Consider the following 22,601-nt stretch of genomic DNA (forward strand, 5'->3'; position numbering starts at 1 on the left):
CGACGGCTCCGGGGGGAGGTGGCTTTGTGAACGGGGCAAGCGATCTCCTGACCACGGCCGAGCTCGTCCGACGTGACGATTTCACCCTGGGCGCCGTCCAGGTCAGTCCGTCGACCCGCAAGCTCTCGGGCCCGGGCGGCGAAGGCTCGCTCGAGCCCCGGGCCATGCAGGTCCTCGTCGTCCTGGCGGACGCCGCCGGCCGCGTGGTCACGCGCGAGGAGCTCTTCCGACGTTGCTGGGGCGCCGCGGTCGTCGGCGACGACAGCCTGAACCGCGCCGTGGCTGATGTCCGCCGGCTCGCCCGCACGGTGGGCGACGCGGGCTTCCGCATCCAGACCGTGCCTCGCGCGGGCTATCGCCTGCTCATTGAGGCCGCTTTCCCGCCGGAATCTGTGCGGCCAATCGCCCGCCGCGCCATGTTCGCCCTGGCCGGTCTGGGCGTGGCGGGCGCCTTCGGCGCAGGACTGTGGCGGGTGCGGCGCGACCGCGCTCGGGCCCAGGCCGGGGCGCTCATCGGGGAGAGCGAGCAGGAGATGCGCGCCGGCTCCCCGGAGGGCCACGGCCGCGCCGTTCGTGCGCTGGACCGCGCCGCAGACCTGGCGTCCGACGATCCGCTCGCCTGGGGCCGGCTGGCGCTGGCGCGCTACGCGCTCTCGGAAGAAAGCCCGCCGGAACAGGCCACCGCCCTCGTGGCGGGCGTCCAGGACGCCGCGCGCCGCGCCTTGACCCTTTCGTCGCGCCAGCCGGATGCGCTCTCGGCCCTGGCGATCCTGCCGCCGTACTTCGGCGACTGGGCCGCCGCCGAGCAGCGCATGCACAGGGTGCTCGGCGTCGCGCCCGACCACCTGACCACCCGCGACGCGCGGGCGTTCCTGCTCACGTCTGTCGGGCGCGTCCGGGAGAACCTCGCCGAACGCCTCGCGATGGCGAAGGAAGATTCGCTCAGCGCCAATCTGCTCTATCGTCTCATCTATGCTCACTGGATCGCAGGCGAGGTGGATGCGGCCGACCGGGTGGCCGACAAGGCGCTGCAGCTCTGGCCACGCCACCCGGGCGCGTGGTTCGCCAGGCTCTGGACGCTCGCCTTCACCGGACGGGCCGACCGCGCGCTTGCCCACCTCGCCGACGCCAGCCTGCGTCCTGACCTGCCGGACTTCATCATCGACAGCCTCGGGACCGCGCTCCGCGCCTTGGACTCCGGACGCCGGGCTGATATTCGGGCCGCCGCGGCGCAACTGATGGCCCAGGTCTCCCTCGGACCTCCGCTCTCGGTCAACGCCATCCTTCTGCTCGGAGGGTTGGGCGAGGTCGACCGGGCATTCAAGGTCGCCACAGCCTACTTCCTGGAAGAAGGGCCGCTCATGGCCAGCGTGCGTTGGCGGCCAGGTCAGTTCTCGGTAAGCGACCAGCGCCGCCGCAAGACCCACATGCTGTTCGTCCCCGCGACGTCGGGCCTGCGCGCGGACTCCCGCTTCGAGAACCTCACGGAACGCATAGGTCTGGCGGCCTATTGGCGGGGCAGGGGCATTGCGCCCGACTATCGCAACGGCTGAGGGCCGCGAGCCCTGCGACACTGGCGCCCTGCGACCGGGTTCTTGACTGCGACCCAGGGGGGTGGGGGAATAGGGAACACGACACCTATTGCCCGATTGGGCGATCGGCAGGCTTACGCCGGGAAATAGGCATCATGTCCCCGGGGCGGGCCCTCACGCGGTTGGGCCACCCGTCGGTCGCCGTCTACGATGGGTCGATGACGGAATGGGCCGCCGATCCCGCGGCGCCGATGGCGCCTGTAGCGTTTAACGGAGACCTTTCTTGAGCCAGTTGACCTTCGATGCGGCTTCGGCCAAGGCCGTCGAGGCGATCTACATGACGCCGGACGTGGTCGCGCAGCGCGCCCGCGTCATCGATCTGCTGGCGCCGACGCCCGGCGAGCGCCTCCTGGACGTGGGCGTCGGACCGGGCCTGCTGGCGCTGGACCTGGCGCGGCTCGTGGGGGAGTCCGGTCGGATGGTGGGCCTGGACCTGGCCCCGGCCATGGTCGCCGCGGCCGCCGACCGGCTGGCAGGTGTCAGCCACGCGGAGGTCAGGATCGGGGACGCCGCAGACCTGGACCTGCCCGATGGGGCCTTCGACGCGGCGGTGTCGACGCAGGTCTATGAATATGTCGACGACATACCGCGCGCCCTGGCCGAGCTCCACCGCGTGCTTCGGCCCGGGGGCCGCGCCGTCATCCTGGACACGGACTGGCGAAGCCTTGTCTGGCATTCTTCAGACACGGCCCGGATGGACCGGATGCTGGCGTGCTGGGATGACCACCTCGCCGATCCCCACCTGCCCGCGAAGCTAGGGCCATTGCTACGGGGCGCCGGCTTCGAGGTGCGTCGGACGGAGATCGTGCCGATGTTCTCACCCCGTTGGCAGCCCTTCAGCTATGCGGGCGGGATGGTGAAATCGATCCGGAACTTCGTGAGGACCAACGGCGAGAAGCACGGCCTGGAGCCTGCCGAACAGGCGGCGTGGTGGTCCGACCAGGAATCCCTGATGGCCGCCGACGCCTTCTTCTTCAGCGTCAACCGATACGCCTTCCTGGCGACGCGCTGAGGTTCGAACCTAGCGTTTGGCCCCGATCCTTACGGCCTGTTCCCAGACGCCGGCGTTTGGGGTTTTTGCGTCTGTCGCCACGATGCGCAGCGTGTAGCGCCCCGCCGGCACGTCCACAAATGCGCCGGTGAACTGGCTGGGCCGCCCCGCATAGGTGAGCGACTTCTGCGCCGCCACCCGGCCCGCGCGCAGGAGCGAGGCCTGGATCGAATAGGTGTTGGCGTCCCACAGGCCGCCGGGGTCGATCGGGCAGCCGCACATCAGGCTCACCTTGGCGTCGACCTGGAGCGCGCCCGGACCTGTCGATGTCGCCTTCGGTTCGATGACCAGACCCGGGAAGGTCAGGACCCACCCGTCGCCCGTCACGTCCCGGCCGGGTATGACCCAGAGCGTGGAAGAGACGAGGATGCTGGACGCCGGCTTGCCCACCGGGCCCTCGGCGTCGGCTCGCACCAGGGTGGGCTCGGTGAGGTCGAGGACCGCGTCGAAGCCCGCCGCTCCGGCGTCGGAGACCTGGCTGCCGCGGACGCGTGGCGTCTTCATGAGCTTTGCCGTGTCGCCCGTGCCGCCTTTGGTCAGGCCCGTAGCCAGTCGCCGGCCGGTCCTGGCGTCGGTCAGCGTGATCCTGACTCCGCCCATGGCGTCGCCGATGAACTTGGCGTCGAGGGACTGGGCGCGGACCATCACACGGGTCGGCTCGGCGTGGGCGGCGGAGGTGAGGAGGCCGAGGCCGACGGCGATCGCGAGGGTTGTGATCATGACGCTCATCAGACGGGGAAATGGGGGGACACGATACCTATTTCCCGGCCGTGCTGGTCGCCAAGTTCGCGCTGGGGAAATAGGTATCATGTCCCTGTGCAGCGGGCGTGAGCTGGGGCGTTCGCGATTTGACCGCCGTCCGGAGAAGTAGATGAAGGCCTATCTGGTGCTCGACTTCTCGGTCCGCGACCTTGCGGGCTTCCTGCCCTATGTGGAGGCGATCCCGGCGTTCATCGAAAAGCACGGGGGACGCTACATCGTCCGGGGAACGCAGCCGACCGTGATGGAAGGCGACTGGGCGCCGGAACGGATGGTCATTCTCGAGTTTCCATCGCGGGCCGACGCCGCGGCGTTCCTGGAGGATCCCGAGGCCCAGGCGTTGTACGCCGTGCGCCATGGGACGACGCTCAGCAAGCTGGTGCTGGTCGACGGGTGCGACTGAGGTTGGTCGGCTGGGCTGTTTGTTCTTGAAATGTTCTTGCCATTTCCGCGGAAATGTGAGAGGATTTGGCTCGTCTGGCGGACTTGGCGCCGGGCCTGGAGATGCTCCCCCTCTCGGGGAGCTGGCCCGAAGGGCCTGAGGGGGACTCTGACCCTTGCTCAGGCCCGTCGAACTGCCGTCGAAGGACATCTTAGTCCCCCTCACCCGGCCATGCGGCCGGGAGCTCCCCCAGAGGGGGAGCATCTGACCACCATCGCCTGGCGAGACATTCCCATGAGTGCTGACGATACGGGCCGCGCCGTGCGGCCTTGGCGGGCCTATTGCGAGGGGCTGGCCTCGGTGATCTGCGCGCGGCTGGCGGGCGGGGAGCCGCTGATGGCCGTGTCCCGGGAGCCGGACATGCCGAGCCGGGCGGGGGTGAAGGGCTGGGCCAAGGCTCGTCCCGCGTTCCGGGCGCGGCTGGCGCAGGCGATGGCGGCGGGGCGGCATGGGCCCCAGGGCGGGCGCCGCGCGGTCTATTGCCGGCACATGGCGCGGCTGATCTGCGAGCGGGTGGCGGCGGGGATGACGGTGGGCCAGGCCTGCGACCTGCCGGGCCTGCCCTGCGAGGCCACGGTCTATAACTGGGTGAAGCGCTATCCGGAATTCCGCGAGGCCTACGGCCTGGCGCGGATGGTTCAGGCGCACCGGCGCTTCGACCAGGTGTGGGAGATCGCCGAGGCGGCCACGGCGGAGACCGCCTTTCTCGCCAAGGTGCGGATCGACGCGGCGCGCTGGCAGGCCGCGCGGCTGGCGCCGACCAAGTACGGCGAGCGGCTGGAGCGGGCGAAGGGCGGCGAGGGGGAGGCGGACGGCGGGCGTCCGCAGCTCAACGTGATCATCCGGCGGTTCAGCGACGACGTGGCGATCGAGGCGGCCGAGAAGGCGGCGGCCGCGGAGGCGGCGCGCTGAGGTCAGGTCCGTCGCGTTCAGGCCACCTCGGCGCTGTCCTTGCCCGCCGCCAGGCCAGCGTGGACGTGGTCCCAGAGGGCGGCGATCTCCCGGGCGGCGGCGCGGTCGGGGGTCTCCTCGGCCGAGCGGCCCCGCTCAAGCGCCGTCTGGTAGACCGACCGGGCGCGCAGGATGACCGGGGCGACGGGGGCCTGCATGTAGTCGAGGCCCTTCATGGCGCGCTTGACCAGGGGCGCCTCGACGGCTCCGCGCGGGACGGGGGCCTGGTTGATCACCACGGTGTAGGGCTTGCCCAGCTTGCGCACGATGGTCAGCGAGCGGGCCAGGCCCGAGAGGTCGATCAGGGTGGGGCGCACGACCAGGACGGCGTAGTCGGCGACGACGATGGCCTCGCCCACCTCCTCGACGGCGCCGGCGGCGGTGTCGACGATCAGCAGGTCCCGGCGCTGGGAGAGGGCGCCGAACTGGGCGGCCAGGACATTGCGGCCCGAACAGGTGACGCAGGCGGGGCCTGGGTCTTCGCGGGCGCCCAGGATGTCGCGGGCCGAAAGCTGGGGGTCGATGTCGACCACCAGGGTGTCGAGGCCGCGCAGATGGGCGGCCAGGGCCAGGTGGGTGGCCACAGTGGTCTTGCCCGAGCCCCCCTTGAGGGCGATGACCGCCAATGTCTTCAAGCTCGCCTCGCCATTCCGCGCCATGCGGAGCGGGGCGTTTCTGGCCTCCAATTTAGGCGGGGCGGAGGCGCCGGCCGCGCCGGCCGCGCCGCATCGCCAGCCCGACCGCGCCGAAGCCCAGGATCATCATGGCCCAGGTCGCGGGCTCGGGGACCGGAATGGCCTCGATATTGTCGACGCCGAGCTGGGCGGCCACGCCCTGGCCCTGGCCGCCGGGGATCGGGCCGTGGAACAGGCGCAGGATGGTGGCGCCGCTGAGCGCGGCCTGAACGCTGCCGAAAGCCGCGGTGAGGTCGTCGGGGTCCAGGGAGAACCTGATCGGGGTCCAGCCGCCGCCGGCGGCGACGAAGATCGAGTCTGTGGAGTAGGCGCCGTTGGCGGGCGGGCCGCCGCTGGGGTCCTCGACGAAGAGCTGCAGGTTGAGGTCGCTCTGGCCGAAATTGTTCACCCACATGCCGATGGCGCCGACATTGGCCGACAGATAGTCGCCCGACCATTGGGCGCCGTTCATGGCGGTCATGCGCGAGCCCGGGCCGACACCGCCCAGTGAGGTCAGCATCAGGAAGTTGTCGCCCGCGCCGGCGGGGCCGCCGCTGGCGACATTGGCGGGCGGGGCGGGGTGGACCGCGCCGAACGGCCCCAGCGCGACGGTCCAGCCCTGGGTCGTGCCGTCCTCGAAGTCGTCGACCTGGCCGACGGTTATGGCGGAGGCTGCGTCCAGCGGCGCGAGGGCCAGGCCGGCGGCGGCGAACAGGCAGGCGGCGAACCGCTTCATAAGTCCCTCCCATGTCGCCCCGACGGCCGAGAGGGTCGATCCGGACGGCGGCGGAGTCAATTGAGCGGAATTACCGGCCACCCGGCCCGGCCGTGGCGATCGGTCACCCGGCGGAGCGCCTTGCGTTAACGCTCTGATACCACCCGGCGGCGCAGGGTGAGCCCAGTTCACCGGAGCGTTGCGTCCCCATGTTCATGCCTGCATCCCACGATGCTTCGACGCCCGACGCCGGGCGCCGGAGCGCGGTGGACGCGGAGCTGGCGACCTTCTTCGAAGTGTCCCTGGACATGCTGTGCATCCGTGACAGCGACTTCCGGTTCGTGAAGGTGAACCCGGCCTGGGAGGCGGCGCTGGGCTATTCGAGGGTGGAGCTGGAAGGCGCGCTCATGCTCGACTTCATCCATCCCGACGACGCCGCCGCCAGCCATGGGCACATGCAGCGGCTGGTGGTCGAGGAGGAGGTCCGCGGCTTCATCAACCGCTATCGCCGCCGCGACGGAACCTATCGCCACCTGGAGTGGCGGGCGCGGCGGGTGGGCGACCTGGTCTATGGGGTGGCGCGCGACGTCACCGAGCGGCTGGCCATCGAGGCCGAGATGGCCGCGGCCAAGGAGGCCGCCGAGGCCGCCAACCGCGCCAAGAGCGACTTCCTGGCCAATATGAGCCACGAGATCCGCACGCCGCTGAACGGGGTGATCGGGGTGGTGGCGGCGCTGGCGAAGACGGACCTCGACCCCGAGCAACGGGAGATGGTGGGGCTGATCGAGAGTTCCGGCGTGACCCTGGAGAGGCTGGTCTCCGACGTGCTGGACTTCTCCAAGATCGAGGCCGGGCGGCTGGAGATCGAGGAGGCGGTGTTCGACCTGCGCGCCGAGCTGGACGGGGTGCTGCAGATGTTCGCGCTGCGCGCCCAGGAGAAGGGTCTGTGCTTTCCGGTGGACTGGAGCCCCGAGGCCCGGGGCGAGTTCCTGGGCGACAGCCTGCGGATCCGTCAGGTGGCGGCCAACCTGCTCTCCAACGCCGTCAAGTTCACCGCCCAGGGGCAGGTGCGGGTGGCGATCGGCGTGGAGGGCGGCGGGATTGCCGGCCAGCCTGCGACCCTGGTGCTGGAGATCGAGGACACCGGGGTGGGGTTCGACGCCGTCTTCGCCGGCGCCCTGTTCCAGCGCTTCAACCAGGCCGACGGCACGATAACGCGGCGGTTCGGCGGGACGGGGCTTGGCCTCTCCATCACGCGGGCGCTGGTGGAGATGATGGGCGGCGGGATCTCGGCGCGCTCGGAGCCCGGGCGGGGAAGCCTGTTCCGCGTGGTGCTGCCGCTGGCCCGCTGCCGGGCCCTGGCCGACTATGACGCCGACCGCGACGCCGCGCAGGCCGCCCCGGTCGCCGAGGACGAGGGCGTGCTGGCGCGGCTGGCCGGACTTCGGGTGCTGCTGGCCGAGGACCATCCCATCAACCAGCGGGTGGTCGAACTGATCCTGGGGCCGTTCGGGGTGGAGCTGACCACGGTGGGGGACGGGGCCCAGGCGCTGGAGGCCTTCGGCGCGGCGAGCTTCGACCTGGTGCTGATGGACATGCAGATGCCGGTGATGGACGGCCTGGCCGCCACCCGGGCCATCCGCGGCGAGGAAGGCCTGGCGCCCGAGCGCAGGCGCACCCCGATCGTGATGCTGAGCGCCAACGCCATGGCCCAGCACCGGCAGGACGCGCAGGCGGCCGGCGCCGACCTGCACGTGGCCAAGCCGGTCACCGCCACGACCCTGGTCGAGGCGGTGGTGGCGGCGCTGGGCTAGGGCTAGGTTTTTCGAAACCAGAACGAGGCGCCGTAGAGGTTGAGGGTCCGCCGCGGGCCCTGGGCGAGCCGGGCCCTGGCGTGGGCGGCGAGGTCCGAGTCCCGGTGGACGTACCAGCAGGGGAACAGGATCTCGAAGGCCTCGCGGCCGAACAGCAGGGCCGTGGCCAGCAGGTACTGCTCGTTCCAGAGGCGGCCCACATGGCCCGAGATGTAGTCGTCGGGCAGGTAGACGTCGTGGACCTGGACGATCACCCCGGGCCTGAGGCGCGGCAGGATGTCGAGGAAGAAGGCGGTGACGTCCGAACCCTGGAACGAGCGGTGCGAGGAATCGAGGAACAGGATGTCGCCAGGGGCCAGGGCCTCGAACATCGCCGTCCCGCAGTCCTCCAGCGGGCGGCGGATCACCTCGTCGCAGAGGGCGTCGATTTCGCTTCGGGGCTGGGGATCAATGGAGGTCAGCCGGGTTCGCAGCCCGTAGCGGGCGACCGCGCGGCGGGCGAACTTGGTGGAGGTCCCCGAGCCGATCTCCACGAAGCGGGCCGGATCGTGGGCGCGCAGCATCTGGGTCAGGACCATGCCGTCGAGCGGCGGGAACCAGGCGTTGAGCCAGAAGGGCGTGGGCGTGTCGTAGGCGCCGCCGAGCGGGATGTCGTCGAAGTCGGCGGCGATCGCGGCGAGGTCGTCGAGCAGGTCGCGGTAGCGGGCCGCGCCGGCCCCGATCAGGCCGGCGAGCTCGGGATGGGACGGGCGGCCCGAGCCGTAGCGCACGCTGGAGCGGTAGGGATAGTCGATCACCTTGAAGCCATGCTCGGCCTGGTCGGTGGAGAAGGGGCCGCCGTGCAGGGCGGCCTCGAGGTCGGCCTGGGCGTCAGGCGCCTGGAGCAGGGCCAGGCCCTCGTCGCGCCGGCCGAGCTTGCACAGGGTGACGCCCAGATAGCGCCGCGCCTGGGCATGGTCGGGGGCCGCGGCGAGGATCCGGCGGAAGATCAGCTCGGCATGGTTCAACATGTGCTCGCGCAGGCGGGAGACGCCGATGGCGAGCTGCTGGTCCTGGGTGGGCTGGGAGTCGGGCATGCGCGCAGCCTAGCCCGGATGGGCCAGGCTGGCGCGATGGCCGAGAGCCTAGGTGCGAGCGAGCGCCTGTCCGCGCCGACGCAGCATGGCGCCGGCCGCGCCGAAGCCCACGATCATGAGCGCCCAGGTCTGCGGTTCCGGAACGGCGGTGAACCGAATGGAGACGCCGCCGAAGTTGTCGGACTTGCTCCCCTCCGGGATGAAGAAGCCCACCGTTGTCGAGGACGAGAAATTGACGATCCAGGGCGTGGCGATGAACTCCGGCGAGTCCGGGACATAGCTGGCCCCGTTCCAGTTCAAATCGGTGCTGAGGATGGTCGGCGCCGCCTTGAACGCGGCGAGAGACGCCGCAGGCGATGCGAAGGTCGGGCCCGGCAGGGCGAAGACCGTGAAGTCGGGATTGATACCGGCATCCGTCGTCGCAGCGAAGGCGCTGCGCCAAGCACCCACACAGGTATCGTCGGGGCAACTGGGATGCCAGGCGTCGAAAGCGCCGCCGTCGGCGATCCCGATCCAGCTTATGCGGTAGGACCCCGCGTCGAACGTGGTGATCGTCGGCGCGCCGGTGGCGCTGATATCGATGATCGTCGCATGGGCCGCGACCGACAGGCTCAGGGCGCTAAGACCCGCGGCGAGGCCAGCGGCGAGGCGCGCAAAACGAGTGTACATTGAAACCCCCAAAACGAGATCGAACTCACCGGGACCTTGATTGGTCTTCTACCAGTATTGCGATCAATTTTCAGGGACAGATCAAGCAAAAATTCGCCAAGAACCCACTTCAATACGAAGGTTCCCCTTTGGGGGATTGTGTGACGTTAACAAGATCTCCAATATTGGCGAATAACACTCAATATCGTTCGGATCCGCGCCTCACCCCCCGTAGCCGCGGCCGCCGCCGAAGCCGCCGCGCGAGACGACCGAGGTGCGGGTCTGCATGCGGGGCGGGGCCTGGCGCACGGAGTCGGGCGGGTCGATGCCGTACTTGCCGATGGTGGTGCGCCCGGTGGCGTAGTCGCGGCCGAGCTTGCCGCCCCAGCCGGTCGTGTAGCCGTCCCGTCCGCGATAGAGGCCGGTGCCGCGGTAGTAGCGGTTGCCGCCGCCGTCGAACATCTGGCCGATGACGAAGCCCGCCAGCAGGGGGGTGAAGAAGCTGCCGCCGCCCGAGCCGCGGGGCACGCAGTTGCCCTCGCCATAGGTTTCCTCGCAGGTGGCCTTGGCCTCGAAGCGAGGGGCAGACTTGTCGTTGTCCTCGAGCGCCTTGGCATAGGCCGTGTCGCACTCGGCGTCGGGGATCTGGTTGGCGGTCTTGCAGGAGTCCAGGTCGGCGTACTGGAAGGTCTCGACCTGCTCGCCCTGGGCGACCGAGTTCTGGTCCCAGCGGGCGGCGGCGGGCGGGTCGTCGCAGGCGGCGACGCTCAGGCTGGCGCCGGCCAGCATGGTGGTGAGGGTGAGCGAACTGGAGCGTTTCATGACGAACCTCAGGCGGTCATGCAGGCGGCGTTGATCAGGCCGACGCTGATCGAAATCCCGGCCATGTAGATGCCGATGGAGACCTCCCCGGCCTCGATGCGCGCCTTGACGTCGCGCAGGGCGATCATCCGCACGGCGGTGAAGGCGACGATCTGGATGACGCCGGCGAGCGTCGCCCAGGCGGCGAACTCCAGCAGGCTGACCGTGTGGCTCAACGCCGAGGCCAGGGGCAGGACGTAGCCGATCAGGGCACCGGCGAGCGCGATGGCCGCGGCGCTGTTGCCGGCCCGGATGAGGTCACGCTCCTTATAGGGGGTGATCCACTGGTAGATGACCTTGAAGGCCAGGGTGAAGACGCCGGCGGTGACGAAGGCCAGCAGGAAGGCCAGGGCGCCGGTCTGGAACGCGGTGACGTCGAACATGGCTTGCCTCTCAGGCTTTGAACTCGCCGACCGCCAGGGGCAGGCCGATCATGATCTCGTGGGTGACGTCGCCCTCGGCGGGTTCGAGGGTGATGGCCAGCAGTAGTTCGCGGCCCTCGTCGGGAAGGTCGCGGTGGAACAGCATGCAGGTCTGGAAGAGCCGCGAATAGGGCTGATCGGCGGCCCGGTCCGTGAAGACGTTCTCCCAGAAGGTCACCGGGGCCTGGTCGATGGTCTCCTCGTCGAACCAGAACCGGCGATAGACCGGCAGGTCGTCCTCCATGAAGGTCGGAGAGCGCAGCTTGTCGGCCCAGAGGCGCCTCTGGGCCGAACTGCCCGGATAGGCGCTGCGCCAGGGGACGAAGAGGGTGAAGTCGTTGGCGCTCTGCCCTTCGCGGTCGTCGGAGACCGCCTGGAACATCACGTGGTCGTCGGTGTAGAACCGATGCACGAAGGCGCCGTCGTCCAGGGAGACCACGCCCTGGGCGGTGATCTCCAGGGTGTCGCGGTCGAGTTCGAACCTGGTCTGGTCGCCGAACCGCCGCCAGGTGAGGGGATCGAGGATGACGGTCCGCCCAATGGTGACGTTACGCACGATCGGCAGGACCGGCGCGGCCAGCTTCGGGGTGTTCTTGCCGAAGAGCTTGCGGAACATCGGTGGTCGGCCTTCCTAACCGGCCGCAGAATGAACCGCGGCGACGGCTTGTCAAGCGTTCATGGTATGCGTACATGTATCCATGGCTGAGCGACGCCCCCGTTCCGAACAGGCCGCCGAGCGCACCCGCGCCTGGCGTCTGGCCAGGCGGGCGGCGGGGTTCGTGAAGATAGAGGTCTGGGCGCCGGCCGCGTGCAAGGCCGACATCCAGGCCGCAGTACAGGCCATCGTCATAGAGTCGACGCGCGGGCCGGCTTTGTTATCCAAATTCCCACACGCACAAGGCGTCACAAACATGGACTCCGTCATAGACACCTCCTGGACCGTTCCGGGTCTTCGAGACGCGCTCGTGGAGAGCACGCTGGTCCGGGAGGGCGAACTTACGGCCCGGGTGATCGAGGGGGCCGAGCCGGTCCTGCTGGTCACCATGCACGAATTCGGCGACCTGCCGGTCTATGTCAGCATCGGGCCGGTGCAGATGGTGGTCTCGGTGATCCTGTGGCCGGTGGACGAGCAGAAGGACCAGGCCGAGTTCAACGTCTTCCTGCTGAAGGCCCAGAAGATCGTGCCTCTGTCGAACTTCGGGATCAGCACGGTCGACGAGCGCGACTACTACGAGCTGTTCGGCGAGATCGCCGCCAAGACCTCGCTGCAGACGGTGCTGATCGAGCTGCGGACCCTGGCGGGCAATGCGATCGACGCCGCCGGCGACCTGCGCGAGTCGTTTGAGTCCTTCAGCGGCGCCGCCGCCTAGACCGGAGAGAGACCCATGTCGATCTGGAGCAAGATCTCCGCCCTGCTGCGCGGCACCGCCCACGAAGGCGCCCAGACCCTGGTGGACGCCAACGCCCTGAAGATCCTGGACCAGGAGATTCGTGACGCCGACACCGCCCAGGGCAAGGCGCGCGACGAGATGGCCGCCCTGGTGGCCCGCCGCCGGATGCTGGAGAACGAGTCCAAGCAGTTGGCCGAGCAGGCGCGGAAGTACGAATCCTCGGCCCGCGCGGCGCTGGCCAAGGGCGACGAGGCCCTGGCCCGCGAGGTGGCCACTCGGATCGCCGACCTGGAGCGCGACTCCGCCCAGAAGGCGACCCAGACTGGCGAGTTGCGCACCGCCGAGGACCGGTTGCGCCAGATCGTGGCCCAGACCGACACCAAGATCGAGGCCCTGCGCCGCGAGATCGAGGTGGTGAAGGTCAATGAGAGCGTCCAGCGCGCCCAGTCGGCGGTGGTCTCCCGGGCCGGCGCCACGGGCTCGACCCTGGGCTCGGCGGCCGACAGCCTCAAGCGGATCAAGGAACGCCAGGCGGTGCGCGAGGAGCAGTTCCGGGCGCACGGCGAGCTCGAGGACCGCCGCACCGGCGCCGACCTCGACGCCAAGCTGCAGGCCGCCGGCATCCTGCCCGGCCATGTGGGCGCCGACGACGTGCTGGCGCGGCTGCAGGCCACCGCGCCCTCGCTGCAACTGGAGGCTCCGCGCCTGCAGATCGAGGACAAGGTTCCGGCGCGCCGGGACGGGTCCGAAAGTTAGGCTCGGCATCGGCAGCCCCATCCGCTCACCCCGGCGAAGGCCGGGGCCCAGGTCGAAAAGCTGTGAGCCGCAGATCGGCCCGCCATCTCGGCGGACGGATCTGAGTCCCGGCCTTCGCCGGGATGAGCGGTGTTTGAGGATCACCCACCCATGCGCCGCATAGCGCTGAAACCCCGCCGCGACTGGAAGGCCAGGGCCGAGGCGGTCGGGTTCACCTGGCACCACGCCGACGGCCGCCGCTACTGGGACGAGCGGGCCTATTACGCCTTCACGCTCAGCCAGGTGGAGGACCACATCGAGGCGGCCAGCGCCGAGCTGCACAGGCTCTGCCTGGAGCTGGTCGCCGAGGTGGTCGAGAGCCCCGCCCTGATGACCCGGCTGGCGATCCCGCCGGCCGCCCAGGCGGTGGTCGCCGCTTCGTGGAAGGCCAGGGACCCGTCGCTCTACGGCCGGTTCGACTTCTTCTATGATGGGGCCGGGCCGCCGAAGCTCTATGAGTACAACGCCGACACGCCCACCAGCATCTATGAGGCGGCGGTGTTCCAGTGGCTGTGGCTGGAGGACCGGATCGCCGACGGCGGCGTGCCCAAGGGCGCCGACCAATTCAACAGCCTTTACGACAAGCTGCGCGAGCGGTTCGCGGCGATCTTCCCCAAGGGCGGCTTCGTCCACTTCGCCAGCGACGCCAACTTCGTCGAGGACCGCCAGACCGTGCGGTTCCTGGAGGACGTGGCCGGCCAGGCGGGGATCGAGCCGAAGTTCGTGGCCCTGGACCAGATCGGCCTGGACGCCGATGGGCGTTTCGTGGACGCCGAGAATTTCCTGATCGGGGCGATCTTCAAGCTCTATCCGTGGGAAGAGATGTTCCGCGACACCTATGCGGAGAAGATCGCCGCCAGCCGGACCCAGTTCATCGAGCCGGCCTGGAAGGCGGTGCTGTCCAACAAGGGTCTGCTGCCCCTGCTGTGGGAACGGCACGCCGGGCATCCGAACCTGCTGGAGACCTATTTCGACGACGACCCGCGGGCCGACGGCCTGGGCCGCTCATTCGTGCGCAAGCCGCTGTTCTCCCGCGAGGGGGCCAATGTCGAGCTCTACGACAAGGGCCGGCGGGGCAAGGTGCTGGACCAGGGCTATGGCGCGGAGGGCTGGATCCGCCAGGCCCTGCAGCCGCCGCCGCGGTTCGGAGCCAATTATCCGGTGGTGGGTTCGTGGATGATCGGCGACGATCCGGCCGGCATGGGCATCCGCGAGGATCGGGGGCGGGTCACCCGCGACCGCTCGCGGTTCGTGCCGCATGTGATCCTGGAGACCGCCGAGGTCATCCCTATCCGTAGAGGTTCCTGATGGCTTCCGGTCTCGTAGCCCTGCTGGACGATGTGGCGGGCATCGCCAAGATCGCCGCGGCGTCCATCGACGACATGTCGGCCGCCGCCGGCAAGGCCGGGTCGAAGGCCGTGGGGGTGGTGGTGGACGACGCGGCGGTGACGCCCGGCTACGCCATGGGCTTCACCCCCGACCGCGAACTGCCGATCGTCTTCAAGATCGCCATGGGGTCGCTGCGCAACAAGTTCTTCTTCCTGCTGCCCGGCGCCCTGCTGCTGAGCGCCTTCGCGCCCTGGGGGGTGACGCCGCTGCTGATGATGGGCGGGGCCTATCTCTGCTTCGAGGCCACCGAGAAGATCATCGAGGCCTTCACCCACCACGATCCGGTGGACGAGCCCGAGGAGCTGGCCCTGAGCTCCGCCGACCTGGAGAAGGAGAAGGTGTCCGGGGCGATCCGCACCGACCTGATCCTGTCCGGCGAGATCATGGCCATCGCCCTGGCCGACGTGGCTGACCGGCCGCTGGCGGTCCAGGCGGGCGCCCTGGCCCTGGTGGGCCTGGCGATCACCATCGGCGTCTATGGCGTGGTCGGGCTGATCGTGAAGATGGACGATATCGGCCTGCACCTCGCCGAGCGCAGGAGCCGGCTGATGGCGGGCCTGGGACGGGGCCTGGTCCACGGAATGCCGAAGGTCATGGAACTGCTGACGGTGGTGGGCACCGCGGCCATGCTGTGGGTCGGCGGCGGGATCATCGTTCATGGCCTGGAGCACTTCCACCTCGAGACCGTGCCGCACCTGGTCGAGGGCGTGTCGCACTGGGCCTCGGCGGTTCCGGGGATCGGCGCGGTGACCGGCTGGGTGGCCATGGCGATGGGCTCGGCGGTCGTCGGCCTGCTGATCGGCGCCCCGATCGTGGCGGTGATGCACTTCTGGCCTGGCAAGAAGGCCGCCCACTAGGTCCTTCTTCAAACGGCGTGGGGTGGGGCAGGAAGAGTCAAAGTCCCCCTCAGTCGCCTTCGCCGACCGCTCCCTCAGAGGGGTCTGGAGGGCTGGCCTCACGCCTTCATCTGGCCGTCCAGGTACTTGCGGATCGCCGGGCCGAAGGGCGGGCGCATCTGGGCCAGGGGGGCGTCCATTTTGATCTGGGTGTAGATCGCCTTCTTGTGGCTGAACTCCTTGAAGCCGTCCTGGCCGTGGTAGCTGCCCATGCCCGAGGGGCCGACGCCGCCGAAGGGCAGGTTCTCCTGGGCCACGTGGAAGATCACGTCGTTGACGGTCACCCCGCCGGCGGTGGTGGCGGCGAGCACCTTCTCGCGCTCGGCGTCGTCGGAGCCGAAATAGTAGAGGCCGAGCGGGCGCTCGCCCTTGTTCACATAGGCGATGGCCTCGTCGATGCCGGCATAGGTCTTCACCGGCAGGAGCGGGCCGAAGATCTCCTCCTGCATTACGGTCATGTCGTCGGTGGGGTCGATGATCAGGGTGGGGGCGATCTTGCGGTGCTCCTGCTGCGACAGGTCTTCGCCCTCGGGTTTCAGTTCGACGATGCGGGCGCCCTTGGCCCGGGCGTCCTTCACATAGCCCATGATGCGGTCGTAGTGCCGCTGGGCGACGATGGCGGTGTAGTCGGGGTTGTCGCGGATCGTCGGGAACATCCTGGCCACCGCGGCCTGGGCCCCGGCGATGAAGGGCTCGAGGCTGTCGCGCGGGGTGAGCACATAGTCGGGCGCCAGGCAGATCTGGCCGGCGTTCAGCGTCTTGCCGTTCATGATCCGGGTGCTCGCCGTGGCGATGTCGGCCGACTTGCCGAGGATCACCGGGCTCTTGCCGCCCAGTTCGAGGGTGAGGGGCACCAGGTTCTCGGCCGCCGCGCGCATGACGTGGCGGGCGATGTTGGTGGCGCCGGTGAAGATCATGTGGTCGAAGGCCAGCCCCGCGAAGGCCTGGCCGACCTCGGGCCCGCCGACCACCACGGCGATCTCCTCCTCGGAGAAGGCGGAAGCGAACATGGTCTTCATCAGGTCGGAGGTGGCGGGGGTGAACTCCGAGGGCTTGATCATCGCCCGGTTGCCGGCCGCCAGTATGCCGGCCAGGGGGGCGAAGGTGAGGTTCACCGGGAAGTTCCAGGGGCTGATCACGCCCACCACGCCCTTGGGCTGGTAACGGACCTCGGCCTTGGCGCCGAACAGGCCAAGGATGGCCGGGGTGGGCTTGCGCTTCTCGGGCCGCATCCATTTGGCCAGGTGATCGCGGGCGTGCTTCAGCGGGCCGATGGACCCGGCGATGTCGGTGAAGGCGGTGGCCTCACGCGAGCGCGAGCCGAAGTCGGTGTTGAGCGCGTCTTCGATGGCGGCGCGATTGTCGATCAGCAGCTTGATGCAGCGGTCGAGGCTGGCGATGCGCTGGGCGGCCGTTGGCGCGCCGTCGCGCAGATGGGCGGCCTTCTGCCTGGCGAGCAGGGCGTTCATGGCGGCGGGGGTCATGGCGGGCTCCGGAAGCTGGAATCCGGGCGATGTTCGGATGGTTACGTGGGGGAACGGAAGCGCCCGTGCGATCTCCCGCGAATGTGAACGGGCCCGGTTCCCGGCTTGCCCGCACGATCGCATTCAAGCTTGGCCGTATTAATGTTGACGGATGCGTCATCGACCAATCTCCTGATTTTGAATGAGTTATCATGCGGCCTGATTTCAGTGTCGGGCGTGGATCTGGAGATTGTGGGAATGGGATGACTGGTGGGTCGGCGTCATCCTGCTGTCGTCATATTCGGAGATGTTCGCTTTCGGTCTCTCCAGCCGCGAGAATCTGCTGGCGTTGTTGGGTTTCGATCCTAGGGTTAACCACGATACCCAGTTGGGTCGTCGCGAGTGGCGTGGGGCCGATGACCGTCGCATCCATAGCCGGTCCTTTGGGGGGCCGCTCAACCCGTAAGGAAAGACCATGAAGCTGAAATCGCTTCTCGCGACCGCGTCCGTCGCGGCGATCGTCCTGTGCGCCCACTCGGCCACGGCGGCGAGCTATACGTCCTATACCTCCGTCCTGTCCGGTGGATCGCTGATCGACTTCGAGGGCATGGCGGGAGGCACGCTGATCGACACCCAGTATGCGGGCGTCACCTTCAGCCAGGCGCCAAGCGGGCGGCCGCAGATCGATAACTATCCGTGGCTCTTCGGCTACGGCGCCTCGTCGGGCAGCGGCGTGTTGACCGGCAGCACAGAGGGCGGTGTCCAGTTTCCGACCATCGCCGGCATGACCGCCACCTTCTCGTCGGGCCATAACGGCGTCGAATTGTTCTTCAGCGATACGGCGCCGCTTAGCATCAACTATCCGATCACCATCTATGGCGCGGGGGGCGCGGTGTTAGCGTCGTTCAACCTGGCCACGGCCTCGTTGCTGCCTCCCGGCTATTCGGGCGGCCAGCTCCCGCCCCCGGGGACCTCGCCCCTGCCTGGGATCTTCGTGGGCTACACCAGCGCCACGAACAACATTTTCGGGATCGGCGTGGGTCCAGGCGCCAGCTCCAATGACGCCTTCGCCATCGACGATCTTCGGTTCACCACCGGCGGGGCCATACCCGAGCCGACCACCTGGGCGATGATGGTGATCGGCTTCGGCGGTGTCGGCGCGATGATCCGGCGCAAACAGCGCGCCGAACGTTCGGCGTTCGTCACAGCCTAGGGGCGGCGAGCGGCGAAATCTGCGACAATGGCGGCGGCCGGCGGATCTGCGCCGGTCGTTCAGCCATGAGACGCCGATGAAACCCCCCGCCAAGCGGCTCTCCGACCTGCGGGGCGGCTCGCCCGCGACCGGCACCTATGCGCCGCCGACGCCGAAGGTCTCGCGCCAGAAGCGCGCCAAGGTGCTGACGCCGGCCGAGCGGGCGGCGTTCCTGGCCTCGAGGCCGGACCTCAAGCCAAAGAGCTAGGCGCGCCCGCGGGGTAGGCCCTACGGGATGACGTTGGCGTGGCGCGCCAGGTGGCGCCAGGCGCCGCCTTCGCGCAGATAGATGTTGGTGTAGCGGCGGTTGAGGGTCTTCTGGCCGTACATCCTGGCCTGTTCGCTGGCCGCGCCCGGATAGACCACCTCGCGACCCATGACCACGCCGACATCGCCGGTGATGACCACGGTCTCGGGGGTGCGCTCGAACACGTCGTTGCGGATGTCGCCCGAGCCGACCATGCGGATCAGGTCCTGGCGGGTGAGTATCCGATTATTGGGCGCGTTCACCCGCAGGTTCGGATGGGCGATCTGGGCGATCGCCGCGAGATCGGACTTGGCCACGGCGTCGCGCTGGCGAGCGTCGGCCTCGAGCACGGCGGTCTCGTCGGCGGTGCGCGGCGCCGCGGCGGGGACCTGCGCCGCCACGGGGCCGGCTACGGCCAGGACTAGGGCGAGGACGGCTGGCTTGAGCATGGCAAGGTTTCCCGGCTCGCCTCGCCAGGGTTGGAGGCGAGCCGGAATACGATAGTCCAAGATGAGCTGACTGTCCCCGAGGCTTACCGGATCAGGTTGGCGATGGCGTTGGCGATCACCTCGGCGACCAGGCCGTTGTCGCGGCGCACCAGATAGGCGTCATCCTCGATGAGCACCCAGCGATAGCCGACGGGCGGGGGCGCCAGGCGGTAGCGCTGGGGCTGGACGATCACGTAGCGGGTCTCGGAATAATAGGCGCGCGGCAGGCGTTCGCCTTGGCGCCACATCTTCTTGGCCTGGCCCGGCGGCATGCCGTGGGGCTTGTTCGCGAGGCCGGGCGGTCCCGAGCCGTGATGCTTGTCGTGGCCCTTGCCCTGGCCGGGGTCGGCCAAGGCGGCCGGGGCGGACAGCAGGGCCGCGGCGGCGGCGAACAGGATCAGGCGCTTCATGGTCGGTCTCCGAATTGGACCACCGTAACGCTTGGCGGCCGGCGCGGTTCAGACCCGACTATTCCGCCGCCTTGGCCATGGCCTCGACCCCGAACACCCGGGCGAAGACGGTGTCGACCGCCTTGAAGTGATAGGCGAGGTCGAACAGCTCCTCGAGCTCGGCCTTGGTCAGGGTGACGTCGCCGTCGGCCAGCAGCAGGTCGAGAAATTTGCCCTCGCCGCGCCAGACCTTCATGGCGTTGCGCTGGACCGCGGAATAGGCGACCTCGCGGGCGACGCCCTTCTGGGTCAGGGCCAGCAGGACGCGCTGCGAGTGGACCAGGCCGCCCAGCCGGTCGAGGTTCTTCGCCATGTTTTCCGGATAGATCATCAGCTTGTCGACCACGCCCGCCAGGCGGCGCAGGGCGAAGTCCAGGTGGATGGTGGTGTCCGGGGCGATGGCGCGCTCCACCGAGGAGTGGCTGATGTCGCGCTCGTGCCAGAGGGCGACGTTCTCCATGGCGGGCGTCACGGCCGAGCGGATCAGACGGGCCAGGCCGGTCAGGTTCTCGGTGAGAATGGGATTCTTCTTGTGTGGCATCGCCGAGCTGCCCTTTTGGCCCTTGTCGAAATACTCTTCGGCTTCAAGGACTTCGGTGCGCTGCAGGTGGCGGATCTCGACGGCGAGGCGCTCGATCGAGGAGGCCACGACGCCCAGCGTCGCGAAATAGGCGGCGTGACGGTCGCGCGGGATGACCTGGGTGGAGACCGGCTCGACGGCCAGGCCCATCTTCTCGGCGACGTAGGCTTCGACCTCGGGGGCGACATTGGCGAAGGTGCCGACGGCGCCGGAGATGGCGCAGGTGGCGATCTCGAACCTGGCCATCGCCAGGCGCTCCTTCGCCCGCTGGAACTCCGCATAGTGGCCGGCGAGCTTGAGGCCGAAGGTGGTGGGCTCGGCGTGGATGCCGTGGCTGCGCCCGACGGTCGGGGTCAGGCGGTGCTCGAAGGCCCGCTTCTTCAGCGCCGCCAGCACCAGGTCGACGTCCTCGATCAGCAGGTCGGTGGCGCGGCAGAGCTGGACGGCGAGCGCCGTGTCGTTGACGTCGGAACTGGTCATCCCCTGGTGCAGGAAGCGGGCCTCGGGGCCCACCAGCTCGGTCACGTGGGTGAGGAAGGCGATGACGTCGTGCTTCACCTCGCGCTCGATCTCGTCGATGCGCTCGACGTCGAACACCACGTCGCGGCCCTTTTCCCAGATGGTCTGGGCGGCCAGCTTCGGGATCACCCCCAGCTCGGCCATCTTGTCGGCGGCGTGGGCTTCGATCTCGAACATGATCTTGAAGCGGGTCTGGGCGTCCCAGATCTTGGCGGCCTCGGGCCTGGCGTAGCGGGGGATCATGCGGGCGCTCCTTACGCGGGGTGATTAGCCCCGCGCGCCCGGAATCGCAACGCCAGGAGGGAGCTTAGTCGGCCTCGCCCCGGTCGGCCCGGGCCTTGGCCAGCGCCTTGGTCAGGCCGATGGCGCCCAGCAGGTAGTGGAACCCGGCCCAGACATAGAAGAGCAGGGTGAGGATGATCCCCTCCCGCGTGCCGGAGACCAGGGCGCCCTGGCACTGGGCCACCACCTCGGCGCCGGACCCCACGGGCGCCGAGCCGCCGGGGCAGACGGACTGGAAGTCCGCCGCGCCGCCGCCGAACAGCGAGCCGACGCTGGCCAGCAGGCTGTTCGCCCCCGGCACGGCGAAGTGGAAGGCCGCGAACTTGTCGATGATGAAGCCGGTGAACACCGGGCCGCCGCCGAGCGCGATCAGGTTGAGGAAGAAGAACAGCAGGGCCGTGGCCGTGGCGCGCCGCCGCGTGTCGACCATGTTCTGCACCACCCCGAAGGTGGGGCCGAGGTAGGTGTAGTGGAAGATGCCGGGGACCAGCAGGATCAGGGCCGCGGTCTGCCAGGTCGGCGCCATATAGGCGACGATGTAGATGGGCGCGGCGATGGTCAGGCCGATGGCCGGGGTGAGCGCGTACCAGGCCGGCGAGCGCTTGGCCAAACGGTCGGTGAGGAAGCCGCCCAGCAGGGTGCCGAGCCCGGCCGAGAACCCGCCCACCAGGCCGGTGATCAGCCCCACCTGCGCATAGTCCAGGCCGAAGGCGCGGGAGAAATAGGGCGGGGCGAACTGGCCCGCGCCGTAGCCGGCGAAGGAGGCGACGGTCACCCCCAGCACCATGTGCAGCACCGGCCACTTGCCGAACAGGATGGCGATGACGGCGCCCAGCTCCCTGAACTCCCCGGCCCAGGTGAAGGGCTGCTTGGCGGGAATGGCGGGGGCCGGGTCGATGACCTGTTCGGCCACGGGGGCATGGGGCTCGGAATGGCCGCGGGGCGGCTCCTTGACCATGACCTTCAGCGCGATGGCGATCAGCACGCCGGGCAGGCCGACCATCATGAAGGCCACCCGCCAGGAGAACTCCTGGGCCAGCCAGCCCCCGGCCACGGCGCCGAACATGGTGCCGAGCGGGATGCCGAAGGAATAGACCGCCAGGGCCGAGGCGCGCTTCTTGGGCTCGTAATAGTCGCTGATCAGCGAGTGGGCCGGCGGGGAGAGGCCGGCCTCGCCGAACCCGACCCCGAACCGGTAGGCGGCCAGCTGGGCGAAGCTGGTGGCCGTGCCGCAGAGCGCGGTGAAGGCCGACCAGATCAGGATGGCGCCGGAGATGATGTTGACCCGGTTGAACCGCTCGGCCAGCCGCGCGATCGGGATGCCCAGCAGGGTGTAGAGCAGGGCGAAATAGATGCCGCCCAAGAGGCCCAACTGGGTGTCGGAGACCTTCAGGTCGACTTTGATCGCCTGCCCGATGGTGGCGATGATCGTGCGGTCGATGAAGTTGAAGGTGTAGGCGACGACCAGCAGGCCCAGGACCGTGGTCTTGTAGCTCTCGGAGAAGACGGGCTTGGCGGCGGGCGCCGTGGCGTCGGTGGCGGCCATGTGTGTTTCCCCCGAGGTGGTTCTTGGTCTTGTTGCGGGGAGGTTACGTGCGCGGAAGGGGGAGGGGAAGGGGGTGTCGAGGTTCCGGTTCGTTACAGCCGTTCTGCGCCAGAAGCAGACATTTGACCTCGGCCTAGAAGCCGTCGCGCAAGGTCTCTAGCGCTGATGAGCAATTTCTGCGGGCGCTGCGCGTCTGGGTCGACTTTGCCGCGTTGGCGTGAACGTCGCGTTCGTGGTCCTGCTTGTTTTTGCGCTCGCACTGACGCGCTGAAGATAAGTCACCCTACCCACCTTCTCGA

At 69.1% G+C, this 22,601-nt stretch carries 24 protein-coding genes; 11 read left to right on the plus strand and 13 right to left on the minus strand.

What is annotated here, in order from left to right:
* Nucleotides 1-26: 26 nt before the first annotated feature.
* Together M9M90_RS06570 and M9M90_RS06575 are read left to right on the plus strand one after the other, a co-directional pair.
* The gene (locus M9M90_RS06570; RefSeq protein ID WP_254836364.1) at nucleotides 27-1,553 is read left to right on the plus strand and encodes a winged helix-turn-helix domain-containing protein; all 1,527 of its coding nucleotides are present in this window, start codon (nucleotides 27-29) and stop codon (nucleotides 1,551-1,553) included.
* A gap of 262 nt (nucleotides 1,554-1,815) precedes the next feature.
* Nucleotides 1,816-2,604, plus strand: a complete 789-nt coding sequence (locus M9M90_RS06575) for a methyltransferase domain-containing protein (protein ID WP_254836365.1) — start codon at nucleotides 1,816-1,818, stop codon at nucleotides 2,602-2,604.
* Between the two features lie 9 nt (nucleotides 2,605-2,613).
* Here M9M90_RS06575 and M9M90_RS06580 read toward each other — a convergent pair whose 3' ends face one another.
* Nucleotides 2,614-3,363, minus strand: a complete 750-nt coding sequence (locus tag M9M90_RS06580; protein ID WP_254836366.1) for a hypothetical protein — start codon at nucleotides 3,361-3,363, stop codon at nucleotides 2,614-2,616.
* A gap of 151 nt (nucleotides 3,364-3,514) precedes the next feature.
* Here M9M90_RS06580 and M9M90_RS06585 point away from each other — a divergent pair, with 151 nt between their 5' ends.
* Together M9M90_RS06585 and M9M90_RS06590 are read left to right on the plus strand one after the other, a co-directional pair.
* Complete coding sequence (locus tag M9M90_RS06585) at nucleotides 3,515-3,805, plus strand: DUF1330 domain-containing protein (RefSeq protein ID WP_254836367.1); 291 nt, start codon at nucleotides 3,515-3,517, stop codon at nucleotides 3,803-3,805.
* A 273-nt stretch (nucleotides 3,806-4,078) separates the two neighbouring features.
* Nucleotides 4,079-4,756 (plus strand): hypothetical protein, encoded by a 678-nt coding sequence (locus M9M90_RS06590; protein ID WP_254836368.1) that lies wholly within the window; start codon nucleotides 4,079-4,081, stop codon nucleotides 4,754-4,756.
* Nucleotides 4,757-4,773: 17 nt separating this feature from the next.
* On the opposite strand, the gene M9M90_RS06595 is transcribed toward M9M90_RS06590, so the two are convergent.
* Nucleotides 4,774-5,430, minus strand: a complete 657-nt coding sequence (locus M9M90_RS06595) for an AAA family ATPase (protein WP_305885138.1) — start codon at nucleotides 5,428-5,430, stop codon at nucleotides 4,774-4,776.
* A gap of 52 nt (nucleotides 5,431-5,482) precedes the next feature.
* Complete coding sequence (locus tag M9M90_RS06600; RefSeq protein WP_254836369.1) at nucleotides 5,483-6,205, minus strand: PEPxxWA-CTERM sorting domain-containing protein; 723 nt, start codon at nucleotides 6,203-6,205, stop codon at nucleotides 5,483-5,485.
* 188 nt (nucleotides 6,206-6,393) lie between these two features.
* Here M9M90_RS06600 and M9M90_RS06605 point away from each other — a divergent pair, with 188 nt between their 5' ends.
* The gene (locus tag M9M90_RS06605) at nucleotides 6,394-7,998 is read left to right on the plus strand and encodes an ATP-binding protein (protein ID WP_254836370.1); all 1,605 of its coding nucleotides are present in this window, start codon (nucleotides 6,394-6,396) and stop codon (nucleotides 7,996-7,998) included.
* A gap of 2 nt (nucleotides 7,999-8,000) precedes the next feature.
* Here M9M90_RS06605 and M9M90_RS06610 read toward each other — a convergent pair whose 3' ends face one another.
* The 5 genes from M9M90_RS06610 to M9M90_RS06630 all read right to left on the minus strand — a co-directional run bounded on the left by M9M90_RS06610 (nucleotide 8,001) and on the right by M9M90_RS06630 (nucleotide 11,621).
* Complete coding sequence (locus M9M90_RS06610) at nucleotides 8,001-9,074, minus strand: class I SAM-dependent methyltransferase (protein ID WP_254836371.1); 1,074 nt, start codon at nucleotides 9,072-9,074, stop codon at nucleotides 8,001-8,003.
* A 48-nt stretch (nucleotides 9,075-9,122) separates the two neighbouring features.
* On the minus strand, nucleotides 9,123-9,743 hold the full coding sequence (locus M9M90_RS06615) for a PEPxxWA-CTERM sorting domain-containing protein (protein WP_254836372.1): 621 nt from the start codon (nucleotides 9,741-9,743) through the stop codon (nucleotides 9,123-9,125).
* A gap of 201 nt (nucleotides 9,744-9,944) precedes the next feature.
* Nucleotides 9,945-10,544 (minus strand): DUF1190 domain-containing protein, encoded by a 600-nt coding sequence (locus M9M90_RS06620; protein ID WP_254836373.1) that lies wholly within the window; start codon nucleotides 10,542-10,544, stop codon nucleotides 9,945-9,947.
* An 8-nt stretch (nucleotides 10,545-10,552) separates the two neighbouring features.
* Nucleotides 10,553-10,966: a DUF350 domain-containing protein gene (locus M9M90_RS06625; RefSeq protein WP_254836374.1), complete on the minus strand. Its 414-nt coding sequence runs from the start codon at nucleotides 10,964-10,966 to the stop codon at nucleotides 10,553-10,555.
* A gap of 10 nt (nucleotides 10,967-10,976) precedes the next feature.
* Nucleotides 10,977-11,621, minus strand: a complete 645-nt coding sequence (locus M9M90_RS06630; protein WP_254836375.1) for a YjfK family protein — start codon at nucleotides 11,619-11,621, stop codon at nucleotides 10,977-10,979.
* A 295-nt stretch (nucleotides 11,622-11,916) separates the two neighbouring features.
* Here M9M90_RS06630 and M9M90_RS06635 point away from each other — a divergent pair, with 295 nt between their 5' ends.
* The 4 genes from M9M90_RS06635 (at nucleotide 11,917) to M9M90_RS06650 (ending at nucleotide 15,437) form a co-directional block, all read left to right on the plus strand.
* Nucleotides 11,917-12,375 carry a YjfI family protein gene (locus tag M9M90_RS06635; RefSeq protein WP_254836376.1) on the plus strand — a complete coding sequence of 153 codons (459 nt, stop codon included), beginning with the start codon at nucleotides 11,917-11,919 and terminating at the stop codon, nucleotides 12,373-12,375.
* Nucleotides 12,376-12,390: 15 nt separating this feature from the next.
* The gene (locus M9M90_RS06640; protein ID WP_254836377.1) at nucleotides 12,391-13,152 is read left to right on the plus strand and encodes a PspA/IM30 family protein; all 762 of its coding nucleotides are present in this window, start codon (nucleotides 12,391-12,393) and stop codon (nucleotides 13,150-13,152) included.
* Between the two features lie 150 nt (nucleotides 13,153-13,302).
* The gene (locus M9M90_RS06645) at nucleotides 13,303-14,499 is read left to right on the plus strand and encodes a glutathionylspermidine synthase family protein (RefSeq protein WP_254836378.1); all 1,197 of its coding nucleotides are present in this window, start codon (nucleotides 13,303-13,305) and stop codon (nucleotides 14,497-14,499) included.
* Complete coding sequence (locus M9M90_RS06650; RefSeq protein WP_254836379.1) at nucleotides 14,499-15,437, plus strand: DUF808 domain-containing protein; 939 nt, start codon at nucleotides 14,499-14,501, stop codon at nucleotides 15,435-15,437. Before M9M90_RS06645 ends, M9M90_RS06650 begins: the two co-directional genes overlap by 1 nt.
* A 98-nt stretch (nucleotides 15,438-15,535) precedes the next feature.
* Here the strand turns inward: M9M90_RS06650 and M9M90_RS06655 are convergent, their stop codons facing one another.
* The gene (locus M9M90_RS06655; protein ID WP_254836380.1) at nucleotides 15,536-16,960 is read right to left on the minus strand and encodes a coniferyl aldehyde dehydrogenase; all 1,425 of its coding nucleotides are present in this window, start codon (nucleotides 16,958-16,960) and stop codon (nucleotides 15,536-15,538) included.
* Between the two features lie 454 nt (nucleotides 16,961-17,414).
* On the opposite strand from M9M90_RS06655, the gene M9M90_RS06660 reads away from it, so the two are divergent.
* Together M9M90_RS06660 and M9M90_RS06665 are read left to right on the plus strand one after the other, a co-directional pair.
* Nucleotides 17,415-18,152 (plus strand): PEPxxWA-CTERM sorting domain-containing protein, encoded by a 738-nt coding sequence (locus M9M90_RS06660; RefSeq protein WP_254836381.1) that lies wholly within the window; start codon nucleotides 17,415-17,417, stop codon nucleotides 18,150-18,152.
* Between the two features lie 76 nt (nucleotides 18,153-18,228).
* The gene (locus M9M90_RS06665; RefSeq protein WP_254836382.1) at nucleotides 18,229-18,399 is read left to right on the plus strand and encodes a hypothetical protein; all 171 of its coding nucleotides are present in this window, start codon (nucleotides 18,229-18,231) and stop codon (nucleotides 18,397-18,399) included.
* A 20-nt stretch (nucleotides 18,400-18,419) separates the two neighbouring features.
* Here M9M90_RS06665 and M9M90_RS06670 read toward each other — a convergent pair whose 3' ends face one another.
* The 4 genes from M9M90_RS06670 to M9M90_RS06685 form a co-directional block, all read right to left on the minus strand.
* Nucleotides 18,420-18,887, minus strand: coding sequence for a nuclear transport factor 2 family protein (locus M9M90_RS06670; protein WP_254836383.1), 468 nt, complete (start codon nucleotides 18,885-18,887; stop codon nucleotides 18,420-18,422).
* An 83-nt stretch (nucleotides 18,888-18,970) separates the two neighbouring features.
* Nucleotides 18,971-19,336, minus strand: coding sequence for an RcnB family protein (locus M9M90_RS06675; protein ID WP_254836384.1), 366 nt, complete (start codon nucleotides 19,334-19,336; stop codon nucleotides 18,971-18,973).
* Nucleotides 19,337-19,394: 58 nt separating this feature from the next.
* Nucleotides 19,395-20,717, minus strand: coding sequence for an adenylosuccinate lyase (purB, locus tag M9M90_RS06680; protein WP_254836385.1), 1,323 nt, complete (start codon nucleotides 20,715-20,717; stop codon nucleotides 19,395-19,397).
* 64 nt (nucleotides 20,718-20,781) lie between these two features.
* Nucleotides 20,782-22,302, minus strand: a complete 1,521-nt coding sequence (locus M9M90_RS06685) for an MFS transporter (RefSeq protein WP_254836386.1) — start codon at nucleotides 22,300-22,302, stop codon at nucleotides 20,782-20,784.
* Between the last annotated feature and the right edge of the window lie 299 nt (nucleotides 22,303-22,601).

The organism is Phenylobacterium sp. LH3H17 (genome assembly GCF_024298925.1).
Classification (GTDB): domain Bacteria; phylum Pseudomonadota; class Alphaproteobacteria; order Caulobacterales; family Caulobacteraceae; genus Phenylobacterium.

Coding starts and splice junctions, on each gene's coding strand:
- M9M90_RS06580 (WP_254836366.1), bottom strand. CDS start 3,363: ATGATCACAACCCTCGCGATCGCCGTCGGCCTCGGCCTCCTCACCTCC.
- M9M90_RS06585 (WP_254836367.1), top strand. CDS start 3,515: ATGAAGGCCTATCTGGTGCTCGACTTCTCGGTCCGCGACCTTGCGGGC.
- M9M90_RS06590 (WP_254836368.1), top strand. CDS start 4,079: ATGAGTGCTGACGATACGGGCCGCGCCGTGCGGCCTTGGCGGGCCTAT.
- M9M90_RS06600 (WP_254836369.1), bottom strand. CDS start 6,205: ATGAAGCGGTTCGCCGCCTGCCTGTTCGCCGCCGCCGGCCTGGCCCTC.
- M9M90_RS06605 (WP_254836370.1), top strand. CDS start 6,394: ATGTTCATGCCTGCATCCCACGATGCTTCGACGCCCGACGCCGGGCGC.
- M9M90_RS06610 (WP_254836371.1), bottom strand. CDS start 9,074: ATGCCCGACTCCCAGCCCACCCAGGACCAGCAGCTCGCCATCGGCGTC.
- M9M90_RS06615 (WP_254836372.1), bottom strand. CDS start 9,743: ATGTACACTCGTTTTGCGCGCCTCGCCGCTGGCCTCGCCGCGGGTCTT.
- M9M90_RS06620 (WP_254836373.1), bottom strand. CDS start 10,544: ATGAAACGCTCCAGTTCGCTCACCCTCACCACCATGCTGGCCGGCGCC.
- M9M90_RS06625 (WP_254836374.1), bottom strand. CDS start 10,966: ATGTTCGACGTCACCGCGTTCCAGACCGGCGCCCTGGCCTTCCTGCTG.
- M9M90_RS06630 (WP_254836375.1), bottom strand. CDS start 11,621: ATGTTCCGCAAGCTCTTCGGCAAGAACACCCCGAAGCTGGCCGCGCCG.
- M9M90_RS06635 (WP_254836376.1), top strand. CDS start 11,917: ATGGACTCCGTCATAGACACCTCCTGGACCGTTCCGGGTCTTCGAGAC.
- M9M90_RS06640 (WP_254836377.1), top strand. CDS start 12,391: ATGTCGATCTGGAGCAAGATCTCCGCCCTGCTGCGCGGCACCGCCCAC.
- M9M90_RS06645 (WP_254836378.1), top strand. CDS start 13,303: ATGCGCCGCATAGCGCTGAAACCCCGCCGCGACTGGAAGGCCAGGGCC.
- M9M90_RS06650 (WP_254836379.1), top strand. CDS start 14,499: ATGGCTTCCGGTCTCGTAGCCCTGCTGGACGATGTGGCGGGCATCGCC.
- M9M90_RS06655 (WP_254836380.1), bottom strand. CDS start 16,960: ATGACCCCCGCCGCCATGAACGCCCTGCTCGCCAGGCAGAAGGCCGCC.
- M9M90_RS06660 (WP_254836381.1), top strand. CDS start 17,415: ATGAAGCTGAAATCGCTTCTCGCGACCGCGTCCGTCGCGGCGATCGTC.
- M9M90_RS06665 (WP_254836382.1), top strand. CDS start 18,229: ATGAAACCCCCCGCCAAGCGGCTCTCCGACCTGCGGGGCGGCTCGCCC.
- M9M90_RS06670 (WP_254836383.1), bottom strand. CDS start 18,887: ATGCTCAAGCCAGCCGTCCTCGCCCTAGTCCTGGCCGTAGCCGGCCCC.
- M9M90_RS06675 (WP_254836384.1), bottom strand. CDS start 19,336: ATGAAGCGCCTGATCCTGTTCGCCGCCGCCGCGGCCCTGCTGTCCGCC.
- purB (WP_254836385.1), bottom strand. CDS start 20,717: ATGATCCCCCGCTACGCCAGGCCCGAGGCCGCCAAGATCTGGGACGCC.
- M9M90_RS06685 (WP_254836386.1), bottom strand. CDS start 22,302: ATGGCCGCCACCGACGCCACGGCGCCCGCCGCCAAGCCCGTCTTCTCC.